This window comes from Streptomyces sp. cg36, assembly GCF_041080675.1.
Classification (GTDB): domain Bacteria; phylum Actinomycetota; class Actinomycetes; order Streptomycetales; family Streptomycetaceae; genus Streptomyces.
This window is the reverse complement of sequence record NZ_CP163520.1, coordinates 3,749,525-3,774,729: the sequence shown is the minus strand read 5'-3', so window position 1 is coordinate 3,774,729 and position 25,205 is coordinate 3,749,525. Positions and strand designations below refer to the sequence as shown.

General features: G+C 74.1%; 15 protein-coding genes, 2 tRNA genes and 1 riboswitch. Of the genes, 12 read left to right on the top strand and 5 right to left on the bottom strand.

Features of this window, described 5'->3' with window-relative positions; genetic code table 11:
- Window positions 1-98 precede the first annotated feature (98 nt).
- Window positions 99-1,556, top strand: coding sequence for an amino acid permease (locus AB5J87_RS16695; protein WP_369383555.1), 1,458 nt, complete (start codon window positions 99-101; stop codon window positions 1,554-1,556).
- A 304-nt stretch (window positions 1,557-1,860) separates the two neighbouring features.
- Window positions 1,861-1,933: transfer RNA gene (locus tag AB5J87_RS16690), tRNA-Lys, on the top strand.
- A 115-nt stretch (window positions 1,934-2,048) separates the two neighbouring features.
- On the opposite strand, the gene AB5J87_RS16685 is transcribed toward AB5J87_RS16690, so the two are convergent.
- Window positions 2,049-5,096, bottom strand: a complete 3,048-nt coding sequence (locus AB5J87_RS16685; RefSeq protein WP_369377512.1) for an FG-GAP-like repeat-containing protein — start codon at window positions 5,094-5,096, stop codon at window positions 2,049-2,051.
- Window positions 5,097-5,352: 256 nt separating this feature from the next.
- Between AB5J87_RS16685 and AB5J87_RS16680 the strand changes: the two genes are divergently transcribed.
- The 8 genes from AB5J87_RS16680 to AB5J87_RS16645 all read left to right on the top strand — a co-directional run bounded on the left by AB5J87_RS16680 (window position 5,353) and on the right by AB5J87_RS16645 (window position 13,390).
- Window positions 5,353-6,345, top strand: coding sequence for a GlxA family transcriptional regulator (locus tag AB5J87_RS16680; RefSeq protein WP_369377511.1), 993 nt, complete (start codon window positions 5,353-5,355; stop codon window positions 6,343-6,345).
- A gap of 629 nt (window positions 6,346-6,974) precedes the next feature.
- Window positions 6,975-7,601 (top strand): isochorismatase family protein, encoded by a 627-nt coding sequence (locus tag AB5J87_RS16675; RefSeq protein WP_369377510.1) that lies wholly within the window; start codon window positions 6,975-6,977, stop codon window positions 7,599-7,601.
- 588 nt (window positions 7,602-8,189) lie between these two features.
- Window positions 8,190-9,062, top strand: coding sequence for a helix-turn-helix domain-containing protein (locus AB5J87_RS16670; protein ID WP_369377508.1), 873 nt, complete (start codon window positions 8,190-8,192; stop codon window positions 9,060-9,062).
- A 77-nt stretch (window positions 9,063-9,139) separates the two neighbouring features.
- A tRNA-Met gene (locus AB5J87_RS16665) sits at window positions 9,140-9,213 on the top strand.
- A 143-nt stretch (window positions 9,214-9,356) separates the two neighbouring features.
- Complete coding sequence (locus tag AB5J87_RS16660; RefSeq protein WP_369377507.1) at window positions 9,357-9,638, top strand: hypothetical protein; 282 nt, start codon at window positions 9,357-9,359, stop codon at window positions 9,636-9,638.
- A gap of 150 nt (window positions 9,639-9,788) precedes the next feature.
- Complete coding sequence (locus AB5J87_RS16655) at window positions 9,789-10,883, top strand: PP2C family protein-serine/threonine phosphatase (protein WP_369383554.1); 1,095 nt, start codon at window positions 9,789-9,791, stop codon at window positions 10,881-10,883.
- Window positions 10,884-11,122: 239 nt separating this feature from the next.
- A riboswitch (cyclic di-AMP (ydaO/yuaA leader) is annotated at window positions 11,123-11,270 on the top strand.
- A 62-nt stretch (window positions 11,271-11,332) separates the two neighbouring features.
- Window positions 11,333-12,358, top strand: a complete 1,026-nt coding sequence (locus AB5J87_RS16650) for a M23 family metallopeptidase (RefSeq protein ID WP_369383552.1) — start codon at window positions 11,333-11,335, stop codon at window positions 12,356-12,358.
- 87 nt (window positions 12,359-12,445) lie between these two features.
- Window positions 12,446-13,390, top strand: coding sequence for an aldo/keto reductase (locus AB5J87_RS16645; protein WP_369377506.1), 945 nt, complete (start codon window positions 12,446-12,448; stop codon window positions 13,388-13,390).
- 60 nt (window positions 13,391-13,450) lie between these two features.
- Here the strand turns inward: AB5J87_RS16645 and AB5J87_RS16640 are convergent, their stop codons facing one another.
- From AB5J87_RS16640 to AB5J87_RS16625, 4 genes are all read right to left on the bottom strand, one after another.
- Window positions 13,451-14,902 (bottom strand): PrsW family intramembrane metalloprotease, encoded by a 1,452-nt coding sequence (locus AB5J87_RS16640; protein WP_369377505.1) that lies wholly within the window; start codon window positions 14,900-14,902, stop codon window positions 13,451-13,453.
- A gap of 54 nt (window positions 14,903-14,956) precedes the next feature.
- A complete protein-coding gene (trmB, locus tag AB5J87_RS16635) occupies window positions 14,957-15,739 on the bottom strand; it encodes a tRNA (guanosine(46)-N7)-methyltransferase TrmB (RefSeq protein WP_369377504.1) in 783 nt (260 codons plus the stop codon).
- Between the two features lie 143 nt (window positions 15,740-15,882).
- Entirely contained in the window at window positions 15,883-17,109 is a 1,227-nt protein-coding gene (gene lhgO, locus AB5J87_RS16630) for an L-2-hydroxyglutarate oxidase (protein ID WP_369377502.1), read from the bottom strand.
- 64 nt (window positions 17,110-17,173) lie between these two features.
- Window positions 17,174-18,595 carry an MFS transporter gene (locus AB5J87_RS16625; protein ID WP_369377500.1) on the bottom strand — a complete coding sequence of 474 codons (1,422 nt, stop codon included), beginning with the start codon at window positions 18,593-18,595 and terminating at the stop codon, window positions 17,174-17,176.
- Window positions 18,596-19,312: 717 nt separating this feature from the next.
- On the opposite strand from AB5J87_RS16625, the gene AB5J87_RS16620 reads away from it, so the two are divergent.
- Window positions 19,313-21,418 carry an asparagine synthase-related protein gene (locus AB5J87_RS16620; protein WP_369377499.1) on the top strand — a complete coding sequence of 702 codons (2,106 nt, stop codon included), beginning with the start codon at window positions 19,313-19,315 and terminating at the stop codon, window positions 21,416-21,418.
- 381 nt (window positions 21,419-21,799) lie between these two features.
- A complete protein-coding gene (locus AB5J87_RS16615) occupies window positions 21,800-25,177 on the top strand; it encodes a BTAD domain-containing putative transcriptional regulator (protein WP_369377498.1) in 3,378 nt (1,125 codons plus the stop codon).
- The last annotated feature ends 28 nt before the right edge of the window (window positions 25,178-25,205 follow it).

Sequence of the window (25,205 nt, the reverse complement as noted above, 5' to 3'; positions counted from 1 at the left end):
TGACAAGTGACGCGAGTACGAATCCGGAGGCCCACGGCGCTCCGGACGGTCTCGGTCCGGCGGACGGTGGCGCGGCGCGCGGGAGCGGCGGCGCGGCGATGTCCGACGAAGAGCGGCTGGCACAGCTCGGCTACACCCAGGTGCTGGCGCGCCGGATGTCCGGCTTCGCCAACTACGCCGTCTCGTTCACCATCATCTCGGTCCTCTCAGGCTGCCTGACGATGTACGCGTTCGGCATGAACACCGGCGGCCCGGCCCTGATCACCTGGGGCTGGGTCGGGGTGGGCCTGATGACGCTGCTGGTCGGCCTGTCGATGGCCGAGATCTGCTCGGCGTACCCGACCTCGGCCGGCCTGTACTTCTGGGCCCACCGCCTCGCGCCGCCGCGCAGCGCGGCGGCCTGGGCCTGGTTCACCGGCTGGTTCAACGTGCTCGGCCAGGTCGCGGTGACCGCCGGGATCGACTTCGGGGCGGCGTCGTTCCTGGGCGCGTACCTGAACCTCCAGTGGGACTTCGAGGTGACCCCCGGCCGGACGATCGCCCTCTTCGCGGCGATCCTGATCCTGCACGGCCTGCTGAACACCTTCGGCGTACGGATCGTGGCGATCCTCAACAGCGTGAGCGTGTGGTGGCACGTGCTGGGGGTCGCGGTGATCGTGGGCGCGCTGGCGATCTCGCCGGACCACCACCGCTCCACCTCCTTCGTCTTCACCCACTACGTGAACAACACGGGCTGGAGCAGCGGCTTCTACGTCGTACTGATCGGCCTCCTGATGGCCCAGTACACCTTCACCGGCTACGACGCCTCCGCGCACATGACGGAGGAGACCCACGACGCGGCGACGGCGGGCCCGAAGGGGATCGTGCGCTCGATCTGGACGTCCTGGATCGCGGGCTTCGTCCTGCTGCTCGGCTTCACGTACGCCATCCAGTCGTACGACGACGAGCTCGGCTCGGCGACCGGCGCGCCGCCCGCCCAGATCCTCCTGGACGCGCTCGGGGCGACGGCGGGCAAGCTGCTCCTGCTGGTGGTGATCGGGGCGCAGCTGTTCTGCGGGATGGCGTCGGTGACGGCCAACTCCCGTATGATCTACGCCTTTTCGCGCGACGGTGCGCTGCCGTTCTCCCGGCTCTGGCACACGGTGAGCCCCCGCACCCGCACCCCGGTGGCGGCGGTGTGGCTGGCGGCCCTGGGCGCCCTCGCGCTCGGCCTGCCGTATCTGATCAACGTGACGGCGTACGCGGCGGTGACGTCGATCGCGGTGATCGGCCTGTACATCGCGTATGTGATCCCGACGCTGCTGCGCCTGCTGAAGGGCGAGTCCTTCGAACGGGGCCCCTGGCACCTGGGCCGCTGGTCCCGCCCGATCGGGGTGGCGGCGGTGGCGTGGGTGGCCCTGATCACGGTCCTGTTCATGCTGCCCCAGCTGTCCCCGGTGACCTGGGAGAACTTCAACTACGCACCAGTGGCGGTACTGGCGGTACTGGGCTTCGCGACGACGTGGTGGCTGACGTCGGCCCGGCATTGGTTCCTGCGGGGTGGTGCGGGGGAGTGAGGGGGCAGCGGTGACGGACGGGGCGCTGCTCCGCCACGGGGGGCGCTGCTCCGCGACTGGGGCGGGGCGCCGCTCTGTCACTGGGGTGGACGCCGCCCGGGTACTCGGGCGGGACGCCGCTCTGTCATTTGGGCGGACGCCGCCCGGGGACTCCGCACGGCGCCGGCCCGACGCCCCGACTCCCGGCGAGGGCCCCCTCCCACCGGCTCCCTGCCCGCCGAATGGACCCCATGAGCCCCGGAACCCGATACCCGATCGGCTGCCGGGCGCCGTCGGGCTATGCTGCGGGGGTGCGGTATGCCAGGGGCCATTAGCTCAATTGGCAGAGCAGCGGACTTTTAATCCGTTGGTTGTCGGTTCGAGTCCGACATGGCCTACCGGTCGCGGGAGGCGCCTTGCGGCTCCTGACCTGCGAAGCAGCGCCCCGTCCGGCTTTGCCGGGCGGGGCGCTTCGCTGTGGCGGGCCGGCCCGTGGGCCGGAGGTGCGGATGGCTAGAACAGGTACTTGTACATCTGCCAGCCGCCGCCGATCCGCTGGCGTCCGGCGAAGTTGCCCTTGCCGTCGCCCGCGTAGGACCACAGGACGCCGTCCGTGCCCCGGGCGAGGAGGTCGGGCTTGCCGTCGCCGTTCAGGTCGCCGGCGCCGACGAGGGCGTTGTAGACCTGCCAGCCGCCGCCGACCTTGATCCGGGTCCCCAGGGTGCCCTTGCCGGTACCGGGGTAGAGCCACAGGACGCCGGAGGTGTCGCGGGCGAGCAGGTCGGCCTTGCCGTCGCCGTTCACGTCACCTGTGCCCGTGAGGGTGTAGCCCTTCCAGCCGTTGCCGATCTTTACGCGGGGCTTGAAGTTCCGGGCACCGTTGGCGGCGTACAGGTACAGGTCACCAGTGGACGCCTCGCGGGCGAGGAGGTCCGCCCGGCCGTCTCCGGTCAGATCACCGGGGGAGGTCAGGGCGTCGTAGATGTTCCAGCCGGAGCCGATCCGGGTGTACCGGAGCGACGACCACATTCCGACGCCGGGCGACATCTCGTACGCGCGGAGCTCGCCGCTCGACACTCGTACCAGGACGTCGTTGAGGCGATCGCCGTCGAAGTCCCCGAAGGGGACTGCCGCCGTCGCGCTCTTCCAGCTTGTGGCTGACTTCTTGGTGTCGACACCGCCCCGCCCGTCGCCGTGGCGCAGGTCGGCGACCCCGGTGGGGGTGATGCCCAGAAGGTCGCCGAGGCCGTCGCCGTCGAAGTCCCGGTACCGGTCGGTGAAGGACCGCACGCCGATGCCGCCGTTGGCCAGCTCGCGCAGCCCCGTGCCGTCACCGGCATCGATCCTCAGCCGCCAGGTGTAGCGGCCGCCGGGGACCATGGTCCCCTTGTCGTCCTTGCCGTCCCAGACAGCCGAAAGCAGTGCGCCCCGCTGACCGCCGTCGCCTCGGAAGGCGCGTACGACACGGCCCTTGGCGTCCTCCACCGTCGCCGTCCAGGCGGCCGCGGGCCGCGACAGCTGCCACGAGCCGTGCCACTCGTCCGGAGGCATGCCGTCGTGGATCAGGCGGATCTCGGTGTCGGCGCGGGACTCGACGACGGCCAGGGGAGATCGCTGGACGGTCACCGGCCGGAGGTGGATTCGCTGCTCGGCGTCCACATAGGCGATCCCGCCGCCGAACTTGTCGACCGTCCAGGAGGCCCGGCGGTCATCGCCCTGCCCCGGCTTGGGCTCGCCCGCCTCCGACGTCACGGGAGCGGTTCCGGCGCCCTTGCTGAAGTCGGTGAGCATCAGCTTGTTGGTGGTGTGGTCGCGGCGGACCGTGAAGCCGTCTCCGAGCAGGACTTCGCCACCAGGTACCTTGACGCTCTTCTTCAGCTCGCGGTCGTAGACGCCGGTGCTTTCCGGACCACAGCTCCAGTAGACCCAGCGGCCCAGGGCCTGGAGTTCGTCGGGTTCGCAGTCGGCTTCGAACTCGGGGGTTACCTTCTTCGTCTTCAGGTCGTACGTCCCGATGCTGCCGAGCATGCCCGGTCCGCCGGTCTGCTTCCACACCTCGGTGCCCCACACCGCGGCCGGAGCGGATAGATCACCGAGGAGGGTGCCGGCGTCCTGGCCCGTGGCGAAGTCGCCGACGTACTGGGTGCGCCCCGCTCCGCGGGAAAGCGTGTAGCGGCCGTTGGCGTCGGTGAGGCGGCCGGGCTCGGGAAGGTTGATCGACCGGATGCGGCCGGGGCCGTCCGGCGATTGCACACTAGATCCCGAGGTGTACGCCGTGCGGCCGTCGCCGAGCGCCTGTGGAAGGCCCGCACCCTCCACATCGAAGGTCCGCGCCACTGGCTCGCCGACCGGGACGCCGCTGCCGCCGAGCCGTCGCTCGTACAGTGCGGTACGGGGATCGGCGCCGGTGCTGGTGAAATAGCTCAGGGTGCCGGCGCCCAGGGCCAGTCCGGTGACGGGGGCGATCACGGACGGCACCTCGCGGACCGTCGCCAACTGCGGCTGCCCCTCCGCATCCACGGTGACCCGCTGGATCGCCCAGTCCTTGGCCCCGGTGCCGCCGGTGGTCAGGATGCTGCCGTCGGGCGCGGTCGTGAGCCTTTCCGCCGCGTACTGCAGGAGTTGTCGGGGCGTCCCCCCGGTGACCGGTACGGCCCACAGGGCTGCTCCCGGCAGGCGTCCGCCCGCCGCCTTGGTGAGGACCCGGCGGTAGACGATCCAGTCGCCGACCACGCCGAACCATCCGGCGCTCATCTCCTCTGCCGTCGGCGAGGCCATTCGTGCCGTGACGACCTCCGCCGCCGGATCGTCCCTGCGGAACGTGTCCACCTCACGGTTCTCGTACGGGGACCCCAGGATCCGGTCCTTGGCCAGGACCAGGGTGTCCGTCCGGAAGTTCGCAGGGAGGGGCTTGAGCGTGCCGGTTCCGTGCTGCAGCAGCTGAAGACTCTTCGTGCGGCGGTCCGCCGAGATGAACTGGACCACCGCACCGCGCATGTCCTGCTTCAGCACCGCCATGTAGCGCATGCCTGCGGGGAGCACGACGTCCAGCGGCCGTTCGACCGTCTTCCCGTCGACGAAGCGGAACACGCTGACAGCGGTGATCACTTCACCTGTCAGGCGGTACGCGACCGTCGAGTCGGAGGTGTAGACACCAGTCCAGTTGTAGCCCGGAGGGAGGTCGAGAGTGGTCGTCGCGTCCGTGGCCAGGTCGGTGACCACAATCTGATGAGGGCCACCGGCGGGGTTCAAGTGCTTCGCGCGCAGTCCCGAGTGGGAGTACGGGGTGGCATCCGCGTTCTTGGAGGGTCTGGTCCGCCCGGTCGCGAAGTCCGTCCACAGGGTGCCCTGGGTGCCTTCCTGCTCGTGCAGATACCCGGTGGACCCGGCTTCCCGCACCTGGTCGGCACGGGGCATGAACCGTACGTCGGCCGGTAGCACCACCTCGGCGGCGTCGTCGGCGGAGGAACGTGGAGCCGCGGTCGCGGGCACGGCAGCCGCTGTGACCCCCATCGCCGCGACCAGCGCGACCGCACCCTGCACGAACATGTGACGTCTCAAGACAGGCTCTCCCAGAAGTGGTGCAAGGCATGGCAGAGCGTGGCGGCGGGCGCGTGGCGCGACCCGCGGTCGTACGAAGTGTTGGCCCCCCGGCCGTGCCCCCCATGCAAGTGAATCGACTGTAACAGCGCAGGCCAGAGCCCCGACCGCGACGGTGCCACCAGCCCCGCAGCCGCCCGCACCGCCCGCCCCCCATGTCCGTATCTGACACCCACTCGTCATTGCGGCCACCCCCCTCCCCGACCACCATGGACGCATGCCCCTTCCCCACCGCGTCGTCGTCGCGGTCTTCCCCGATGTCGATCTGCTCGACGTCACCGGCCCCGCCGAGGTCTTCGCGCTGGCCAATCGGGAGACCGGGGGGCGGGCCCGGTACCAGGTGCGGCTCGCCGGGCCCGGGGGTGGGGAGGTGCGGACCTCCGCCGGGGTGCGGCTGGTGGCGGATCTGGCGTTCGGGGAGGTCGGTGGGGACGTGGACACGTTGCTCGTGCCCGGCGCGGTCGACATGACCGACGACGGGCCGGTGGCCCGGATCGACCCGGAGGTCGTGGCGTGGGTGCGGGAGACCGCCCCGTACGCCCGGCGCGTGGCCTCGGTGTGCGTGGGCGCGCACGTGCTCGCCGCCGCCGGGCTGCTGGACGGGAAGACGGCGACCACGCACTGGTCGACCGCCGCCCAGCTCGCCGCCGCCCACCCGGCCGTCACCGTCGACCCGGACCCCATCTTCGTCCGCACCGACCGTGGCCGGCTGTGGACGGGCGCCGGGATCAGCGCCTGCCTGGACCTGGCGCTCGCGCTGGTCGCCGAGGACCAGGGCGAGGAGGTCGCCCTCGCGGTGGCGCGGCAGCTCGTGATGTACCTCAAACGGCAGGGCGGCCAGAGCCAGTTCTCGGTTCCGCTGAGCCGTCCCGTCCCCGAGCGGCGGGACATCGACGAGCTGCGGCTGTGGATCGCCGAGCACCTCGACGGCGACCTCTCGGCCGAGGCGCTGGCCGCCCGCATGTGTCTGAGCGAGCGTCACTTCGCCCGGGTCTTCCGGCAGGAGACGGGCCTCAGCCCGGCCGGATACGTGGAGGAGGCCCGGGTCGAAGTGGCCCGGCGGCTCCTGGAGACGACCGACTCACCGCTCGAACGGGTCGCCGCCACCGCCGGGTTCGGGTCGGTGGAGACGCTGCACCGGGCGTTCCGGCGCAGGCTCGCCACGACCCCGGCGGCTTACCGGCGCCGCTTCCGTACGCGGGGCGGCTGAGCGGGGCCACCGCTCCGGCGGCCCCACCGGCGCCGCCTCCGCACCCGGGCGGACAGGGCCGGGGCCGCGTCCGGGCCCGGGTCGACCGAGCGGGGGCCATGTCCACGCCCGGGCTGACCGAGTCGGGGCTACGTCCACACCCGGGCGGGCAGGGCCGGGGCCGCGTCCGCATCGGGCGGCCAGAGCCGGGGCCACGTCCGTACGCGGGCCGGTCGAGCCGGGCCATGTCCGCATCGGGCCAGCCACCTCCGCGCCCGGACCGGCCGAGCCGGGCCACCTCCGCACCCGGGCCGGGCATCCCGGGCCACCCCTCCCGAACCCCGCCCGATCACCCGCCCCATTTATGACGCCTCGTCATTTGTAGTTCCCAGGGCCCCTTTTCCGCCCCCGAACCCATCAATCCAGCCACCCGTCCCGCCCGGTGAGCGGTCGCTCCGCCATGTCCGTTCGCCATTCCGCGAAGTCGTTCGCGGCGATGTCCGCCCCGATTTCCGCGGCGAAACATCCACAGAAATGTCCCCGGCGATCTCCCCGGTGATCTTCCCGACGATCTTTCAGGAGATCGCCCCGGAGATCCCCCCCCCAGAAAGCGGAGAGTTCTCCTCCGCAAAAACACGGAAGGCAGTTCCATGAGCAACGCGTCCACCCCCTCCACCCCCCTCCGCGACGTGGTCGGTCTGCCCGGGCACCCCGCCCGGCTGAGCGAGTCCGTCCTCGTCCTCATCGACTTCCAGAACACCTACCGCACCGGCGTCATGGCCCTGGAAGGCGCGGAGGAGGCCCTCGCGGCGGGGGCCCGGCTGCTGGCGCGGGCCCGGGCCGCGGGTGTGCCGGTCGTGCACGTGATCAATGACGGCGGCGAGGGCGGCCCGTACGACATCCGCGCCCACATCGGGTCCCTGAGCGACGAAGTCGCCCCGGCCGACGGTGAGACGGTCGTGGTGAAGCAGTTCCCGAACGCCTTCCACGACACCGAGCTGGAGCAGGTCCTGACCGGGCTGGGCGCGGCCCCGGGCGACGGGCGGGACCTGGTGCTGGCCGGGTTCATGACCCACATGTGCGTCGGCTTCACCGCCCAGGGCGCCTTCAACCTCGGCTACCGGCCCACCGTGGTCGCCGAGGCCACCGCCACGCGCCCGCTCCCCGCCCCGGACGGCACGGTCCTGCCCGCCGCCGCGCTCCAGACCGCCGCCCTGACCACGATCACGGATCTGTTCGGTGTGGTCGCGCCGACCGTGGACGGGCTGCCCGACTGATCCCCGCGCACCGCGTACGCGTACCGCGCACCTGGACGAGGGGGCCACCGGATACGCGGGTACGCCTACGCGGGTACGAAGACGGCCGGTGCCGTGGTGTCGCCCAGAGGGCGAGCTCCACGGCACCGGCCGTTTCAACCCCGGCCCGCATGCCGGGGCTGGCCGGAGACGGGGGAATGTTGCTCTCCGGCGCGCCGCGGGCGGCCGGTGTCGAGGACGCGCTGTGTGGCGATTGTCGACACCGGCCGCTGTCTTCGGGGTACGTGCCGCGGCGGTCACCCCGCGGCACGGGGGGCGGCCGTCGTGTCCCGGACGGGCGGGCGCCGGGCCGGTGTTCGAAAACACACCAAGCAACCGCTTCCACCTGGGCATACACGTACGAAACCCGTGAGGGGTTCGTGCGGACCAGTGTGGAGGGGTACCCCGCCCCATTTCCAGGGGGCTGAATTGCAGATAATGATCCAGCCATCAACATTCGGCCCCCGTTCCCGCGAAACCCTGTTCCGCGGGCGGGGACCCCGGCAGAAAGCAGCCCGGCCGACGAGAGTTCCCCCCCCCCCACCGCCAGCCGTTCGTCCCCGTCCCCCCGTGAACGAAGGTCCCGTCTTGCCGCTCGCCGCCCGCGACCGCATGTCGCTGAAGACCCTCCTGCAGGAGCGTCGCGCCGCCATCCACCCGGAGTCCGCGGGCTTCCCGCCGCGGCAGGCGGGGCCGGGGCGGCGGGTCGCCGGGCTCAGCCAGGAGCAGATGGACCTGCTGCTCGAACGCACCCCGGGCACCTACAACCGGTTCGAGAACGGGCAGCTCAACGCCACCGCCGAATTCCTGACCAATGTGGCGCGGGTGCTCCGGCTCAACGAGCAGGAGTGGGCGTTCCTGTGGCGGCTGACCCGCCGCGAGTACCCGCCGTACACCCTGCACCGCGACTCGGGCATGTCGGTGCCGGGCGTCTGGCAGCGGGTCGTGGAGCAGATCGACGGCGCGATGGCCTACATCACCGACGCCGCCTGGAACCTGCTCGCCCACAACAGGGAGTTCGCCGCGCTCTTCCCGTGCGGCGAGGTGCCGGCCAACACCCTGCGGTGGATGACCCTGGACCCGCAGGCGCGCGAGGACACCCTCACCGACTGGGAGAACCGCTGGGCGCCGATGGTGCTGCCGCAGCTGCGGCACGGGGTGGAAATGCGGCCCAACGACGTCGAGTTGAGACGGCTGGAGGAGGAGATCCAAGCCGATCCGGTCGCCGGTCCGCTCTACCGGGAGACGGGCGCGACGCCGGTTCCCTTCCCGGACGGCTCCGAGCGGCCCATCCGGCACGCGCTGTACGGCCCGGGCTGGGTCACCACCTGCGTGGCCGAGCCGGTCACCTCGCCGGGAGCCCGGATGATGCTGCTCCTCTACACCCCGGGCGCCTCGCTGGTCAGCCGCAATCCGGTGCTCAGCTCCCCGCTGACCAGCTGAGTCACGGGACGGACGGGGTCCCGGGCGCCGGTTGGTACGGAGCACGGCTCCGGATGGCGTAGAGTTGTGTTTACCGACGCGGGGTGGAGCAGCTCGGTAGCTCGCTGGGCTCATAACCCAGAGGTCGCAGGTTCAAATCCTGTCCCCGCTACTGAAGTCCCAGGGCCCGGCACATGAAAATGTGCCGGGCCCTGGGCGTTTTCCGGGTGCGCGGGGGCCCCGGGGCCTTCCGGGTGTACGCGGAGCGGCGGCGGGCGTACCGGAAGGTGTACGTCCAGTAGTCTCTCGCGCACCATGCGTGAGCGTACGGCGGGGTTCCTGGCGGCGATGGCGCGGCGGAAGGTGCCCGCCGTGCCGCTCTTCCTGGCCCTGTGCGCGCTTCTGATCGCCCTCAGCCTGCCGCTGTCACCGCTCGTCCCCGCGATGCCCGCCCCCGGGCACGCCAAGGGCGGGGTGCCGTCGGTGCACGGCGACCCGGCGGCCCGGCGGCACGCCCGGGGCACCTGCGTACGGGGACGGGCCGGGCCGCGCCGGTGCCGGGCGCGGCTGATCGCCACCGGGGCGGACCGGCGCTGACCCGGTTGGCCGAGGCGGGCTCGCCGTGCGACCCGGTCCCCGGGAGCCTGGTCAGGGGCGACGTCGGCGGCCCGGCGGACGGGCAGGAGACCACAGGTGCGGCAGTTCGGAGACGGCGGTGGCCGGGAGGGCGCCCGGTGCCGGGCGCTGATGCGGGTGCTGCCCTGGCTGCTCCTGGCCTCCGGGCTCGTCCTCGACCTGGCCACCCCGCCCGATCTCACCGGGGCCGCGCTCTTCGCGGCGGCGCCGATGATCGCCGCCCCGTTCTGCGGCCGGCGCGGCACGGCCCTGGCGGGGGCCGGGGCGGTGGCGGCGGTGCTGATCGCCGAGCGCTACCACGACATCCCGAGCACCGGTGAGGCCGTCAGCGAGCTGTTCACCGTCTTCACGGTCGCCGTGCTCGCCCTCTTCACCCACCGCATCCTGCGCCGCAGCGGCGAGCGGCTGGCCTCCGCGCGGGTCATCGCGGAGACCGCCCAGCGTGCGGTGCTGCCCACCCCCGCCGACCGCATCGGCGGCCTCCAGGTGGCCGCGCGGTACGAGGCGGCGCAGGCGGACGCGTTCATCGGCGGGGACCTGTTCGCCGTCCAGGACACGCCGTACGGGGTGCGGCTGGTCGTGGGGGACGTGCGGGGCAAGGGGCTTGAGGCGGTCGAGGCGGTGGCCGTGGTCATCGGGGCGTTCCGGGAGGCCGCCGAGCAGGAGACGACCCTGGAGGCGGTGGCCGGGCGGCTGGAGCGGGCGCTGGCGCGGGAGGGCGCCCGGCGCAGCGGCCTGGACGCGGTGGAGGGGTTCACCACCGCCGTGCTCGCCGAGGTCCCGCGCGGCGCCGCCACCGTACGGCTGGTGAACCGGGGCCACCCCGAACCGCTGATGCTGCACGCCGACGGGGTGCTGGACGCGCTGGTCCCGGCCGATCCCGCGCTGCCGCTGGGGATGGCGGAGCTGGGGGTGTGGCCGGACCGGGCGCAGACGTACCCCTTCCCGGCCGGGGCGACCCTGCTCTTCTACACGGACGGGCTGTCGGAGGCGCGTTCCGTCGAGCCGCCCGGGGTCTTCTACGACCCGTACGAGCGGCTGCGCGGCCGGATCTTCGCCGGTCCCGACGGGGTGCTCCAGGCGCTCGTCGACGACGTCCGGCGGCATACGGGCGGGGGCGCCAGCGACGACATGGCGCTGCTCGCGGTCGGCCGGCCGGGGGTGGGGCAGCCGGAGCGGCGGCGGACGATGCCCGTGGTGCCGTGACGGACCCGCCGTGACGGACCCGCCGTGACGGACCCGCCGTGTCCGTGGTGCCGTGCCCGTGGCGCCGGGCGAACCCGTCATGACGGACCGTAGTCGAACGGCGCCCCTGCGCATAACAATTGACACACCGTCAGCAGTTGTCCCCAACGATCACCGGGAACGGCTTGGAATCCGGTCCGCCTGTCTATTAACGTTCGATAACGCAGCGCGGTCGTCCCAGCCGTCGCAGAAGGCGGCACCGTGCGCGTGCGCCGAATCCCGCAAGGGAACCGGGGAACCACCAACTTGGGGTGAATCGGACACGTCCGCGTCCGCGCGGAACGCCCGTAGGAGACCTTCCTGCTCCGAACCCGTCAGCTAACCCGGTAGGCGAGAAGGAAGGAAAGGAGTGCGCCTCCGTGGCGTCCAACGAGCCTGCCCTCGGCACCCAGCCGCTTCCCCCCGTCTCCCTGTACGGGACCGCGCCCAGTGACACCGAGGTGTGGGAGGAGTGGAACCCCACCGAGGAGTCGGTCGCCGTCCGGGGCCGGCACCGCGTCGCCAAGCAGCGCGGCGGACTCGCCCGCAGCTCCACCGTCCTCGGCGTCGGCGTCATCGCGGCCGTCGGCGCGGGCGGCATGGCCAGCGCCCAGACCAAGCCCCCGGTCTCCATATCCCTGCCCGACTCCGTCGCGGACAACCTCCCCGACGTGAAGTCCCTGCCGGGCGTGGGCACCCTGATCGCCGACCTGGCCGGGGACGACGAGCGCGACGACACCCCGGCCGACCGGGCCGACCGGGCCGTGGCCGCCGCCCCGCTCACCATGGCCGGGGTCTTTGGCGCCGACGCCGAGAAGGGCGCCACCGGCGCGGGCGAGGCCCTGCGCGCCCGCATCCTCCAGCAGGCCGAGCACCAGCAGGCGGACGCCGAGGCGGAGGCGCGGGCCGTCGCCCAGAAGGCCGCGGCCGAGTCCGCGGCGCGCGAGGCGAAGGCCGCTTCGAGCGCCGCCGAGCAGAAGGCGGCGGCCGAGAAGAAGGCCGCCGAGGAGGCTGCCGCCAAGAAGGCGGAGGAGGCGCGGCTGGCCGAGCTGGCCAAGAGCTTCTCGCTGCCGGTCGGCTCGTACACGATCACCTCCACGTTCGGCGAGGCCGGCTCGATGTGGTCCTCCGGCCACCACACCGGCCTCGACTTCGCCGCCCCGACCGGCACCCCGCTCAAGGCGATCCACGGCGGCACGGTCAAGTCGGCCGGCTGGTCCGGCTCGTACGGCTACCGCACGGTGATCGAGCTGTCGGACGGCACCGAGCTCTGGTACTGCCACCAGTCCTCGATCGCGGTCAGCGCGGGCCAGCAGGTCTCCACCGGCGACACCATCGGCCGCGTCGGCGCCACCGGCAACGTGACCGGCCCGCATCTGCACCTGGAGGTGCACACCCCGGGCGGCACGGGCATCGACCCGATGGGCTGGCTGCGGTCCAAGGGGCTCAACCCGTAACAACGCGGCCCCTTCCGTCGCCGAGGCCGTCCGCGACGGGCTTCGGGTGCCCGGAATACCCGTGCCCCGCAGGCCCGTTGCCCCCCTATGACCTCACTGCGCCCGCTCGGTGCCTCCGATCTGTCCGTCTTCCCGCTCGCCCTCGGCGGCAACGTCTTCGGCTGGTCCGCCGACGAGACCGCCTCCTTCGCCGTCCTCGACGCCTACACCGCCGCGGGCGGCAACTTCGTGGACACCGCCGACACCTACTCGTCCTGGTTCCCGGGCAACGAGGGCGGTGAGTCCGAGACGATCATCGGCAAGTGGCTGGCGGCGCGCGGCAACCGCGAGGACGTCGTCGTCGCCACCAAGGTCGGCGCCCACCCCAAGTTCAAGGGGCTCGCCGCGCCGACCGTCAAGGCGGCCGCCGAGGAGTCGCTGCGCCGCCTGGGCACCGACTACATCGACCTGTACTACACGCACTTCGACGACGAGTCCGTCCCCGTCGAGGAGATCGTCACCACCCTCGACCAGCTCGTACGGGAGGGCAAGGTGCGGGCGGTCGCCGCCTCCAACATCTCCCCCGAGCGGCTCCAGGACTCGCTGGACTTCGCCGACCGCGAGGGCCTCGCCAAGTACGTGGCGCTCCAGCCGCGCTACAACCTGGTCTCGCGCGGCAGCTACGAGGGCCGCCTCCAGGACACCGCCGCCCGCTCGGGCCTGGCCGCCGTCCCCTACCCGGCGCTCGCCTCCGGTTTCCTGACCGGCAAGTACCGGCCGGGCGCGAGCGTCGCCAGCGTCCGGGCCGAGGGCGCGGGCCAGCACCTGGCCACCGAGCGCGGCCAGAAGGTGCTGGCGGCGCTCGACCGGATCGCGCGCGAGCGCGACGCCGAGATCGCCACGGTCGCGCTCGCCTGGCTCGCCGCCCAGCCGACCGTGGTCGCCCCGATCGCCTCGGCCCGCACGGTCGACCAGCTGCCCGCGCTGGTCGCGGTCGCCGACCTGGAGCTCACCGACGCCGAGCTGAGCGAGCTGAAGACCGCGTCGGCGTAGCGGGCGCGGTCGGTGCGGGTCCGGGGCCGTACGGGTCGGCGCGGGCGCCCGTCGTGCGGGTCAGCGCAGGTACGGGTCGTACGGGGGTCCCCACGGCGTACGCGGATCGGGGGAGCCGTCCTGGGGCGCCTGGGAGGGAGGCGCCCAGGTGGCGGAGCCGTACGGGGTCCACGTCTCGTAGGGGTGCGGCGCCCGCGGGCCGTACGGCTGGGGCTGGCGGGGGATCCAGATGCGGCCCGCCGCGCCCGCCGCGTACAGCAGCGCCGGGCCCGCCACCTCCTTGCGCTCCCACAGGTGGTGCAGCAGCTCCTGCTCGCGGGCGAGGAAGTCGGGGCCCGCCGAGGTGCGCCGGGCCCGGTGGCGCAGGAACGCCAGCGCCGTGGCGAACGCCTCGTACTCCGCGACCGTCCGAGCCGCCCGCTTGCCTCCGTAGGTGCGGTACGCGAAGTCCCGGGCCATCGAGCGGGCCCGCATCGAGGAGAGCGCGAGCGGCTCGGCCGGGCCCAGCCAGCCCGCCGACGCGTACGCGGGCAGCTCGGCCGCGACCGTGCGCAGCTCCCGCTGGCGGCTCCACACCGCGATCCAGGTGAGCAGCCCGAAGACGGGGACCATGAACCCGGCGTAGACCAGGTAGAAGCCGTACGTCCCGAACCCCGACGAGCCGTTCCACAGGGCGTGCAGCCCCATCGCCACCAGCAGGCCGAGCAGCGGCAGACCGATCCGGCGCCGTCGCCGGCCCGGCGGGGCGAGGGCGGCGGCGCCGAAGCCGATGCCCGTGCAGACCGTGAACAGCGGATGCGCGCACGGCGACATCACGATGCGGACGAAGAAGGTGGCCGCCGTCGTCGAGGAGAACCCGGCGGTGTGGCTGACCTGGTCCTCGCCGAAGGCGTTGCCCAGGTACAGGATGTTCTCGGTGAAGGCGAAGCCGGTCGCGGTGAAGCCCGCGAAGACCACCCCGTCGACTATCCCCTTGAAGTCCCGTCTTCGGAACAGGAACAGCAGCAGCACCGCCACCGCCTTGGCGCTCTCCTCCACCACCGGGGCTATGACGGTCGCCCCCAGATGGTCGGCGGAGGACGGGTCGGCGGTCGCGGTGGCTATCCACCGGGTCGCGAACGAGTTCGCGATGATCGCCACCAGTGCCGCCGCGCACGCGCCCCACGCGAACGCGAACAGCAGATTGCGCCACGGCCCCGGATCCACCCGGTCCAGCCAGCGGAAGGCCGCGCCGAGCAGCGGCACCGGCAGCACCGCGAGGCCCAGGCCCACCAGGAACCCCTCGGTGCCGGTCTGCTCCCGCACGATCGCCAGGATGACCAGACCGGAGAGGGCGAGCAGGGTGATCAGCGCCCCGGCCCGGACGGCCTTGGAGCGCCAGAAGTCGCGCCGCGGCCGGTAGCGCCACTTCGCCCGCTCCGGTACGGCCTCGAACCGTGGCCGCGCGCCGCAGTCCGGAACCGGCTGGACCGGGTCCGGGGAAGGGCGTGGCGGAAGCGAATCGGACGGCACCAGACGACCCTAACGAGGGGTACGGACAATCCGCGACGGTGCGTGGAGGCGCCGTCAGGCGGAGGGCAGCTCTGTCACGCGGGTGAACAGCAGGTCGTGGACCACATGCCCCTTGTCGAGGCCCTGACCCTCGAACCGGGTGAGTGGCCGGAACGCGGGCCTCGGCGCGTACCCGCCGTCGGCCTGGGTGTTCTCGAACGCGGGGTGGGCGTCCAGGACCTCCAGCATCTGCTCCGCGTACGGCTCCCAGTCGGTGGCGCAGTGCAGCAGGGCGCCGGGCTTGAGCCGGGGCGCGACCAGCGTGAGGAAGTCGGGCTGGATGATGCGGCGCTTGTGGTGGCGCTTCTTGGGCCAGGGGTCCGGGAAGTAGACGCGCAGCCCGTCCAGCGACTCGGGCTCCAGCATCTCGCGCAGCAGGATGATCGCGTCGCCGTTGCCGACGCGCACGTTGGTCAGCCCGCCCCGCTCGGCGAGGCCCAGCAGATTGCCCTGGCCGGGGGTGTGCACGTCGACGGCGAGGATGCCGGTGCCCGGGTCGTCGGCGGCCATCTGGCCGGTGGCCTCGCCCATCCCGAACCCGATCTCCAGGACGACGGGCAGCCCGTCGAACATCTCGGTCAGGTCGAGCTTTCCGCGCCCGTCGATGTCGAAGCCCCACAGCGGCCACAGCCGCTCCAGATACTCGCCCTGGCCGGTGGTCACCCGGCTGCGGCGCGGCTGGAAACTCCGGATGCGCCGCTCGTGGTGCGACCCGGCGGGGTCGGCGGCGGGGCCGCCGGGGAACCGGGGCTCGCTCTTGGGGCGGCGGGCGGGGGTGGTGTGGGGCTGCTCAGACACAATGCGCCGATTCTACGTGCAGGCGCTCCCGGCCGCCGGGCCGTCCGCGGCCCGTCCCGGTGTGCCCGGCCGTCCCGGGGTCCGGGCCGTCCCGGACCGGTGGGGCGGGTGGCCCCGGGCCGGGGTGCTCGGGGCGCCGGGTCCTACGCCGGGGCGCCGCCGCGCACCGCGCCCAGGACGTCCAGGGCCCGCCGGGCCACCTCGCGGCCGATCGGCAGGGACGCGGTGGCCGCGGGCGACGGCGCGTTCAGCACGTGGACCGTGCGCGGGGCCGTACGGATCAGGAAGTCGTCCACCAGCGTCCCGTCGCGCAGCACCGCCTGGGCCCGCACCCCGGCCGGGGCCCGGTGGAGGTCGGCCTCGGTGACGGCGGGGAGCAGCCGGCGCACCGCGTCGGTGAAGGCGCGGCGCGACAGCGAGCGGTGGATCTCGCCCGCCCCGTACCTCCAGTGGCGGGCGGCGATGTGCCAGGAGCCGGGCCAGGCCAGCGTCGAGGCGAGCTCGGCGGGGCGGACCGTGCGCCAGTCGTAGCCCTCGCGGGCCGCGGCCGGGACCGCGTTCGGCCCGACGTGGACGCCGCCGTCGATGCCCCGGGTCAGATGCACCCCGAGGAAGGGGAACGCCGGGTCCGGCACCGGGTAGACCAGCCCCTTGACCAGGCCGGGCCGGGCCAGCTCGTAGTACTCGCCGCGGAACGGGACGATCCGCACGCCCGGGTCGTCCCCGGCGAGCCGGGCCACCCGGTCGCAGTGCAGGCCCGCGCAGTTCACCAGGGCGCGGGCGCGCACCACCGTGCCCGTCGAGGTGAGCACCGCCACGCCCGAGGCCGGGCGGCGCGATATCCGCACCGCCTCCGTCCCGTACCGCACGTCGGCGCCGGAGAGCTCGGCCAGGCGGGCGGTCACCGCGCCGTAGTCACAGACGCCGGTGGTGCCGACGTGGATCGCGGCCAGGCCCCGGACCTCCGGTTCGTACTCCGCGATCTGGGCGGGGCCGAGCTCGCGGACCGGTATGCCGTTCTCCCTGCCGCGCTGGACCAGGGCGTGCAGGCGGGGGAGCTCGGCGCGCTCGGTGGCCACGATCAGCTTGCCGGTGACCTCGTGCGGGATGCCGTGGCGGGCGCAGAACTCGACCATCTCGGCCGCGCCGCGCACCGCGTACCGCGCCTTCAGGGAGTCGGGGCGGTAGTAGATCCCGCTGTGGATCACCCCGCTGTTGCGGCCCGTCTGGTGGCGGGCCGGGCCGTCCTCCTTCTCCAGCACCGTCACCCTCGTGCCGGGCGATGCCTGCGTCAGGGCATACGCCGTCGACAGACCGACGATCCCGCCGCCGATCACCAGCACGTCGCAGTCGAACCCGGTCACCCGCACACCTCCCACCCCGAATAGTGCACTGGCCCACTGACAATGCCCCTAAACCCATGGGGGAAGTGATCTACGCCGGGGCCACGAGCAGGGGCCGGGCCCGCTCCCGCAGCTCCACGACGCGGGGCTCGTCCCCGTACGGCTCCAGGCGGTGCAGCAGGTCCCTCACGTACTCGGTGGTCCGGGCCGAGGAGATCCGCCCGGCCACCTCCACCGCGCGCGTGCCCGCCGCGCAGGCCGCGTCCAGATTGCCCGATTCCAGCTCGGCCACGGCCGACACCACCAGCCGCAGCCCGTGCGAGCGGACGAACTCCTCGGTCGGGCGCGACAGGGCCTTCTCCGTGAACCGGCGCACCTGGCGCGGGGCCTTCAGGTCGCGGTAGCACTCGGCCGCGTCGGCGGCGAACCGGTCGTAGGAGTAGAAGCCCAGCCAGGACGGGTCCGCGTCGCCGTCCCGGGAGCGCTCCAGCCACGCCTCGGCGGCCTTGAGCGCGGCCCCGGCCGCCGGCGCGTCGCCCGCCTTCGCGTGCGCGCGCGCCTCGACCAGCCGGAAGAAGCTCATGGTGCGGGCGGTCGCCAGGCCCCGGTTGCGCTCCACGGCGGCCTGCGCGAGGTCGACGCCCTCGTCGGCGAAGCCGCGGTAGGTGGCCTGGAGCGACATGGAGGCGAGCACATAGCCGCCGAGCGGCACGTCGGCCGCGGCGCGGGCCAGCCGCAGCGCCTGGATGTAGTAGCGCTGGGCGGCCTCCTGCTGGCCGGTGTCGAAGGCCATCCACCCGGCCAGCCTGGTGAGTTCGGCGGTGGCGCCGAACAGGCCGCGGCCGACCTCGTCGGTGTAGGCGCCGAGCAGCAGGGGCGCCGCGTCCACCCGCAGGCACTCGGGGACCATCGAGGAACGCCAGTCCCCGCCCCCGTACTTGGAGTCCCAGCGGCGGGCGTCCTCGGCCGCCTCGCGCAGTTTGGCCACATCGCTGTGGCCGACCTTCAGCGGTGTCCCGGCCGCCCCGTCGTGGTCGCGCGCCACCGACGAGTCGGCGGGGGTTATGAGCCAGCGGGAGGCGGGGGTCGCGTAGGCGGTGACCGCGAAGGAGCCCGCCAGGGACTGCCAGATGCCGCCGCCGCCGCCCGCCCGCCGTCCGGCGAGATCCAGCCGGTACAGCTCGGTCGCCGAGCGGACCGCCTCGCCCACGTCGCGCGGGAACGCGAGACCCACCTCGGGCGCCGGGTCGGCGTCGGCGAGCCCGATCTCGTGCAGCGGCACCGGGCGGCCCAGCTTGGCGCCGATGGCCGCCGCGATCAGATGGGGCGCGGCTCCCTGGGGAACCATCCCCTTGGAGACCCAGCGGGCCACCGACGTCTTGTCGTAACGAAGCGTCAGACCGCGCTGTGCGCCCAGGTCGTTGACCCGTCGTGCCAGTCCGGCGTTGCTGATTCCCGCGAGGGCGAGAACGGTGCCGAGCTTCTCGTTCGGCCCGCGTTGCTCCCTGGACATGCGCCACCCCTCGACACAGACGGCGTCCCCCGGGGCCGTGCCCCCAAGGTCCCGTGCGACCGCACAATCGTGTGGCCGAGCCCCCAGGAATATGCCGCCCGCGGAGAACAGCGGTGCACCCAGCGTAGTTCGCCGCATCCCGACCGTTAAGAGGCGGTGTTCCGGATGGCGAGATTGTTCTCCGTGCGGACGGCTCCCGTCGGCCGGTGCGTGCTCCGGGTGTGTGGCCGTGCGCGGTGCGTGCGCTCTGGCCCGCGCGGGGCCGGGAGCGCTTCCATGAACGGTGCGTGGGTCGGCCCGCTGTACTGGATCCGGTGGGCTGGGGGACACCGCCGCCTCAATCCCCGCGGGCGGCGGACCGGTCCGGGAGGCGGACTGCGCCTCCCGGACTGTGGGTCGTCCACGCGGGCTCTCCACCCGCTCTCATGCCCGCTGCGAGGCGTCCGCCACGCGCGCGCGGGGCGAAGTTGGCCGAAAACCGACTGTCCCGAGTTCTCCGGAAAGACCGCTTCCGCCCCTCCGGTGACCCGCCAATCGGCCATTCACGGGGGCGCGTTCACTTTTTGCGCGCGCTACCCCGAGGTCCCTCCCGCACGCCATTGTCGTGGCAGCATGGTCCCGAGCGACCTCAGAACCACGCCCTGTACGCGGCCGTTGCGGCCCGCGCCGGTTCTGCCGTCGCGTGCGACGGGTTGTCCACAGGCTGTGGAGGCGGCGATGCGGTGGCTGGTGGGCTGGAGCAGTGTCGCCGCGAGGTTCGGCCCCGTGGGGACCGCCGGCACCGTCGGCGCGCCCGAGGAGGGGCGCACGGTCCATCCCGTCGGCTCCCAGCTGCTGTGGGGCGACCCCGACCCGCTCTGGGCCGTCGGCGACTGGCGGCCCGACGAGATCCGCGTGGTCAGCGTGGGGGCGGACACCCGGCTCGCGGTGCTCGGCTGCTGCGCCGCCAGTGACGAGGAGCTGCGGGTAGGGCTGTTCGCGGCACGGGGGGGCGCACTGCGGCACCTGTCCGCGTGGCCCGGCAGCTATACGGCCGTTGCGCAGGTCGGCCGCCGGGTCACTGTCGTCGGCGACCTGGCCGGCGCACGCCCCGTCTTCTACACGCCTTGGGCGAGCGGCACCGCCTACGCCACGGCCGCCCTCCCGCTCGCCGACCTCATCGAAGCCCAGCTGGACATCGGCCACTTGGCGGCCCTGCTGGCCTGCCCCGACGTACCGGAGGCGCTCGGCGACTCCACGCCGTACGCGGGAGTCCGGCGCATTCCGCCCGGCCACGCCCTCGTCCTGCGGGAGGGCTCGCGGGAGATCACCGGGTACGAACCGGTCGCCTCGCTGGCCGTCGCCGCCGCCGAGGTCGACGAGGAGAGTGCGGTCAACGGCGTACGGGAGGCACTCGTCGGCGCCGTACGGGCCAGGCTCACCGCGCCGCGCCACGCCCCCGACATCCTGCCGCCGGACCCCGGCCCCGTCCCCGGCATGGGTCCCGCCGAGCGGCGCGCCGCCCGCGGGGGCCCGGCGCCCGGCATCGGCGCCGACCTCTCCGGCGGCCCCGCCTCGGCCACCCTCGCCCTGCTCGCCGCCGGGCTGCCCGGCATCCCCGGCACGGTCCTCGGCCACGGCACGGGCGCGGGCGAACGGCTCCTCGCGGTCACCTTCAACGACCTCGCCGTGCCCGGCCGCCGGGGCGAGGCCGAGCTGGAGCGGGCCGGGGCGATCGCGGCCAACCCCCGGCTGCACCACGTGGTGGTCACCGGCGACGCGGACTCCCTGCCGTACGCGGAGCTGGCCGGGCCGCTCACCGACGAGCCCGGACCCTCGCTGGTCACCGCCGACCGGCACCGGCGCAGGCTCGCGGCGGGCAGCGCGGACCACTTCACCGGCAGCGGCGCCCGCCAGGTCCTGGACGCCCATCCGGCGCGCCTCGCCGATCTGCTGATGGACCGCAGACGGCGCCACCTCATCCGCCCGGCGGCGGCCATCGCCAAGGCCGGCGGACCCACGGCGCACTCGCTGTTCGTCCCGCTCACGGTGTACCGGGCGGCGCGCAGACTGGCCCGTACGCCCTACCGCACCGGTATCGAATCGGCCGCCGAGCAGCTGCGCCGGGACGCGGGGACGGGCGAGGCCGAGAGCCCGCTGGACGCCTCGCTCGCCTCCCTGGCCTGGACCCGGCCCGGCCCGGCGGCCCGCTGGCTCACCGGCGAGGCGCTGGCAGAAGTATCGATCCGGCTCAGGGCGTCGGCGACGCGCCCGGCGACCGTACTGCGCCCCGGCGAGGCACGGGCCCGGGCGGCGCTCGCCCGGTACGCGGCCGACCACCGGGTCCTGGAGCAGGCCGCCGAGATCCGCAGCCAGCGCCTGCACGCCCCGTTCCTGGACAACCAGGTCGTCCGCGCCTGCCGCGCCCTGCCCGAGTCCCTGCGCGTCCAGCCCGGCGCACGGGCGGCGATCCTGCGGACGGTGCTGGCGGGCTCGGGCGTACGGGAGCTGCCGCCCGGCTGGGGCGCCACCTCCCACGCCTCCTCCACGGCGGCGGTCCGGGCCGGGCTGCGCCAGTCCCTCGACCCCCTCACCGCCCTCTTCGAGGCCCCGCTGCTGGCCGACGCGGGCCTGATCGAGGCCCACACGATCCGCGAGGCCCTGCACGAGGCGGCCACCGGCGCCCGCCTCCCCCTGGACGGCCTGGCCGACCTGATCTCCACCGAACTCTGGCTCCGCCGCCTCCTCTCCCGCCGAGGCACCTGCTGGACAGGCACAGCGGCCCCCAAGCAACGGGCGGTAGCGGGAGGAGTAGCCCCGTCGAGACCCTCACTGAGGGCATAACACCAGCCCCGGCTCCACCAGGGGCCGCGGGGTTCCTGGGGCCGCGGGTTTTTCAGGGGCGCGGGGAACGGCGCGAGGAGCGAGCACGACCCGCAGACGAGGGCGGGTTTCCCAGGGGCGCGGAGAACTGCGCGAGAAGCGAGCACGGCCCGCAGACGAAGGCGGGTTTTTCAGGGGCGCGGGGAACGGCGCGAGAAGCGAGCATGGCCCGCAGACGAGGGCGGGTTTCGAAGGGGCGCGGGGAACGGCGCGAGGAGCGACCACCGGCCCGCAGACGAACACCCGGCCAAAAAGGGGCGCGAGCCCCACCACCGCCCCGCAGACGAACACCCGCACCAAATACCCCCCGCCCCCCACCCCCAACCAGGACACAATGTCCCCGTGCGGTACGGAATCCTGGGCGTCGCGGAGGCGCGAGACGAGGCCGGGCGGGGCGTGGCCCTGGCCCCCCGCCTGCGCGCCCTGCTGACCGCCCTGGCGTACCGCGCCGACCACCCGTCCCCCGCCCCCCTGGCCGCCCTGATCGACGAGATCTGGCCGGACGACCCGCCGGCCGACGCCACGGCCGCCCTCCAGGCCCTGGTGGGACGCCTGCGCCGCGCCCTGGGCCACGGCGCGGTCGAGAGCGCCCCGGGCGGCTACCGCCTGGTGGTCGAAGGCCCCGACGCCGTAGACCTGTTCGCGTTCGAGCGCCTGGCCCGCACCGGCGCCGGTGAACTCGCCGCGGGCGACCCGCACACCGCCGCGCACACCCTGCGCACCGCCCTCGCGCTGTGGCGCGGCCCGGCCCTCGCGGACCTCCCGGACCGTACGGCCGCCGCCCGCCCCGAGGCCCGCCGCCTGGCGGCCCTGCGCGACCGCGTCGAGGCGGACCTGCGCCGGGGCGCCACCGCGCACCTGCCCGCCGAGCTCACCGCCCTGCTCGCCGAGCACCCGTACGACGAGCCGTTCCACGCCCAACTGGTCCGCGCCCTGCGCGCCGAGGGCCGCACGGCCGACGCGCTCCTCGCGTACGAGAACGCCCGCCGCACCCTCGCCGACGCCCTCGGCGCCGACCCCGGCCCGGAACTGGCGGCCCTGCACCAGGAGTTGCTGAGCCCGGCCCCGGCCCCCGCGCCGACCCCCGAGCGGCGGCCCGCCCCCACGGCCGCGACCGGCCGGCTGCGCCCCCGGCTGACCTCCTTCGTCGGCCGCGAACCCGAACTGGCCGCGATCCGCGGTGACTTGGAGAGCCACCGGCTGGTCACCCTCACCGGCCCCGGCGGCTCCGGCAAGACCCGTCTCGCCGAGGAGTCCGCCGCGCACACCACCGCGTGGCTGGCCGAGCTCGCCCCGCTCGACCACCCGGACGCCGTCCCCGGCGCCGTCGTCTCCGCGCTCGGGCTGCGCGAGACGACCCTGCTCGGCCGGGACGGCCAGCCGCACCAGGACGACCCGGTCGCCCGTCTCGTCGACCACTTCGCCGCCACCCCGCACGCCCTGCTCGTCCTCGACAACTGCGAGCACGTCATCGAGGCCGCCGCCCGGCTCGCCGAGACCCTCCTCACGCACTGTCCGGGCCTGCGCGTCCTGGCCACCAGCCGGGAGCCGCTGGGCGTGCCCGGCGAACGGGTGCGGCCGGTGGAGCCGCTGCCGCCGGACATCGCGCACCGGCTCTTCGCCGAGCGCGCCCGTACCGTACGCCCGGACTTCGACCCGGCCGACGACCCCGAGGCGATCGCCGAGATCTGCCGCCGTCTGGACGGCCTGCCGCTGGCGATCGAGCTGGCCGCCGCCCGGCTGCGGCTGCTCGCGCCCCGCCAGATCGCGGACCGGCTCGACGACCGGTTCCGCCTGCTGACCAGCGGCAGCCGGACCGTACTGCCGCGCCAGCAGACCCTGCGCGCGGTCGTCGACTGGTCCTGGGAGCTGCTGGACGAGCGCGAGCGCGCGGTGCTGCGCCGCGCCTCCGTCTTCGCGGGCGGCTGGGACCTGACCGCCGCCCAGGCGGTCTGCGGCTCGACCGACGACCTGGCGGCGCTGGTCGACAAGTCCCTGGTGGTGGCCGCGCCCGACCCGGAGACGGCCGGGATGCGCTACCGGATGCTGGAGACGATCCACGAGTACGCGACCGAGCGCGCCGCCGAGACCCCCCAGGTGCGGGCGGCGGCGGCCCGCGCCCACACCGCGTACTACCGCGACCTCGCCCGCGAGGCCGACCCGCGGCTCCGCTCGCACGACCAGCTGCCCTGGATCCGCCGCATCGAGGGCGAACTCGACAACATCCGCGCCGCCCTGCACCGCACCACCGTCACCGACCCGGACCCCGTCGAGGCCGTGGAGCTGGCGCGGGCCATGGGCTGGTTCTGGTGGCTGCGCAACTACCGGGCGGAGGGCGCGGCCTGGGTGACCCGGGTACTCGCGATGGACGCGGACGCCTCCGGCCCGGCCGGGCCGGAGGACCTGGCCGACCTGACCGGCCTGCCGGACGACTCCGACCGCTGGCCGCGCCTCCAGCTGGGCCTGCTGCGGGTCTTCCTGCTCGCCGAGTCCAGCGGCGCCCAGTCCCTGCGCGCCCCCGAGATGCGCGCGGAGATGGACCGGCTGCGGGTGGCGTTCGGCCACGGCGGGCCGCAGGCGGCGCGCTTCCCCGGCCTGCTGTGGCCGTTCGCGGCGTTCCTCACCGAGACCCCCGGCCATGTGCGCGAGGCGGTGGACGCCGTCGTCGCCAACTGCCGTGCGTACGGCGGCGAATGGGAGATCGGCGTCAGCCTCATGTTCCGTACGCACATGGTCATCGACATGCCCGGCGGCGCCGCGGGGGTCGACGACGACCTGGTCGAGCTGCGCGCGCTCGGCCGTCGCGTCGGCGACCGCTGGATGCGCGCCCAGGTGGCCAGCGCCACCGCCGAGGCGGCGATGATGCGCGGCCGGCCCGCCGAGGCGCGACCGGCGTACGAGGAGGCGCTGAGCCTCGCCCGCGAGGTCGGGGCGCACGCCGAGGCCCCGTTCCTGCTCGCCCGGATCGCGGAAATCACCTACCGGACCGGTGACGTGGTGGCGGCGGGCAAGATGCTCGACGACGCCGCGGCCGAGACCGTCCGCCACCACACCTCCGACACGGCCGGGTACATCCACTATCTGCGCGCCTGCATGGCCCTGGACGAGGGTGACGCGGTCACCGCGCGGACCGAGGTCGACGCCGCGTTCGCGGAGTGCGTCCGCTCGACCCCGCCGCCCCACTTCACGGCGATCGTCCAGGGCGTGGCGGCCCGGGTCGAGGCGCTGGAGAGCGGACCCGCCGCCGGGGTGCGGGGGCTGGCCTCGACGCTGCGCGAAGCCGTACGGGCGGCCTGCGCGGAGATCGTCCTCGCCCACTTCGCGGAGTGCGCCGCCCAGTTGCTGCCCCGGCTCGCCGAACCCGCCGCGGCGGCGCGGGTGCTGGCCGCCGCCGAGACCTGGCGCGGCGGCATCCCGCTGTGGAACCCGGACCGGGCGGCCCTGACGGAGGTCCGCGACCGGCTGAGGGAGTCCCTCGGCCCCGAGCGCTACGAGCGGGAGCGCTCGGCCGGGTCCGCTCTCTCCCCGACGGAGGTGGCGGACGTGCTCGATGCGGCGGTGGCCGACGACCGCAGTGCGGTGCACGGCGACGGCACGGCGGCGGGCGACGACCGTGTGGCGGCCGACGGTGACAGTGCCCCGGTCGGCGGCGGCACGGCGGCGGCCAGTGATGACGGTGCGGCGGCCGGCGACGGCGCCGGGGTGGACAGCGACGGCTGAGGCCCGGCCACGCTCGGGGCGTCCGACG

Bases quoted from the DNA above. Each gene is read 5' to 3' on its own strand.
- AB5J87_RS16695 (WP_369383555.1), top strand. From the start codon at position 99: ATGTCCGACGAAGAGCGGCTGGCACAGCTCGGCTACACCCAGGTGCTG.
- AB5J87_RS16680 (WP_369377511.1), top strand. From the start codon at position 5,353: ATGCCCCTTCCCCACCGCGTCGTCGTCGCGGTCTTCCCCGATGTCGAT.
- AB5J87_RS16675 (WP_369377510.1), top strand. From the start codon at position 6,975: ATGAGCAACGCGTCCACCCCCTCCACCCCCCTCCGCGACGTGGTCGGT.
- AB5J87_RS16660 (WP_369377507.1), top strand. From the start codon at position 9,357: ATGCGTGAGCGTACGGCGGGGTTCCTGGCGGCGATGGCGCGGCGGAAG.
- AB5J87_RS16655 (WP_369383554.1), top strand. From the start codon at position 9,789: ATGCGGGTGCTGCCCTGGCTGCTCCTGGCCTCCGGGCTCGTCCTCGAC.
- AB5J87_RS16645 (WP_369377506.1), top strand. From the start codon at position 12,446: ATGACCTCACTGCGCCCGCTCGGTGCCTCCGATCTGTCCGTCTTCCCG.
- AB5J87_RS16625 (WP_369377500.1), bottom strand. From the start codon at position 18,595: ATGTCCAGGGAGCAACGCGGGCCGAACGAGAAGCTCGGCACCGTTCTC.
- AB5J87_RS16620 (WP_369377499.1), top strand. From the start codon at position 19,313: ATGCGGTGGCTGGTGGGCTGGAGCAGTGTCGCCGCGAGGTTCGGCCCC.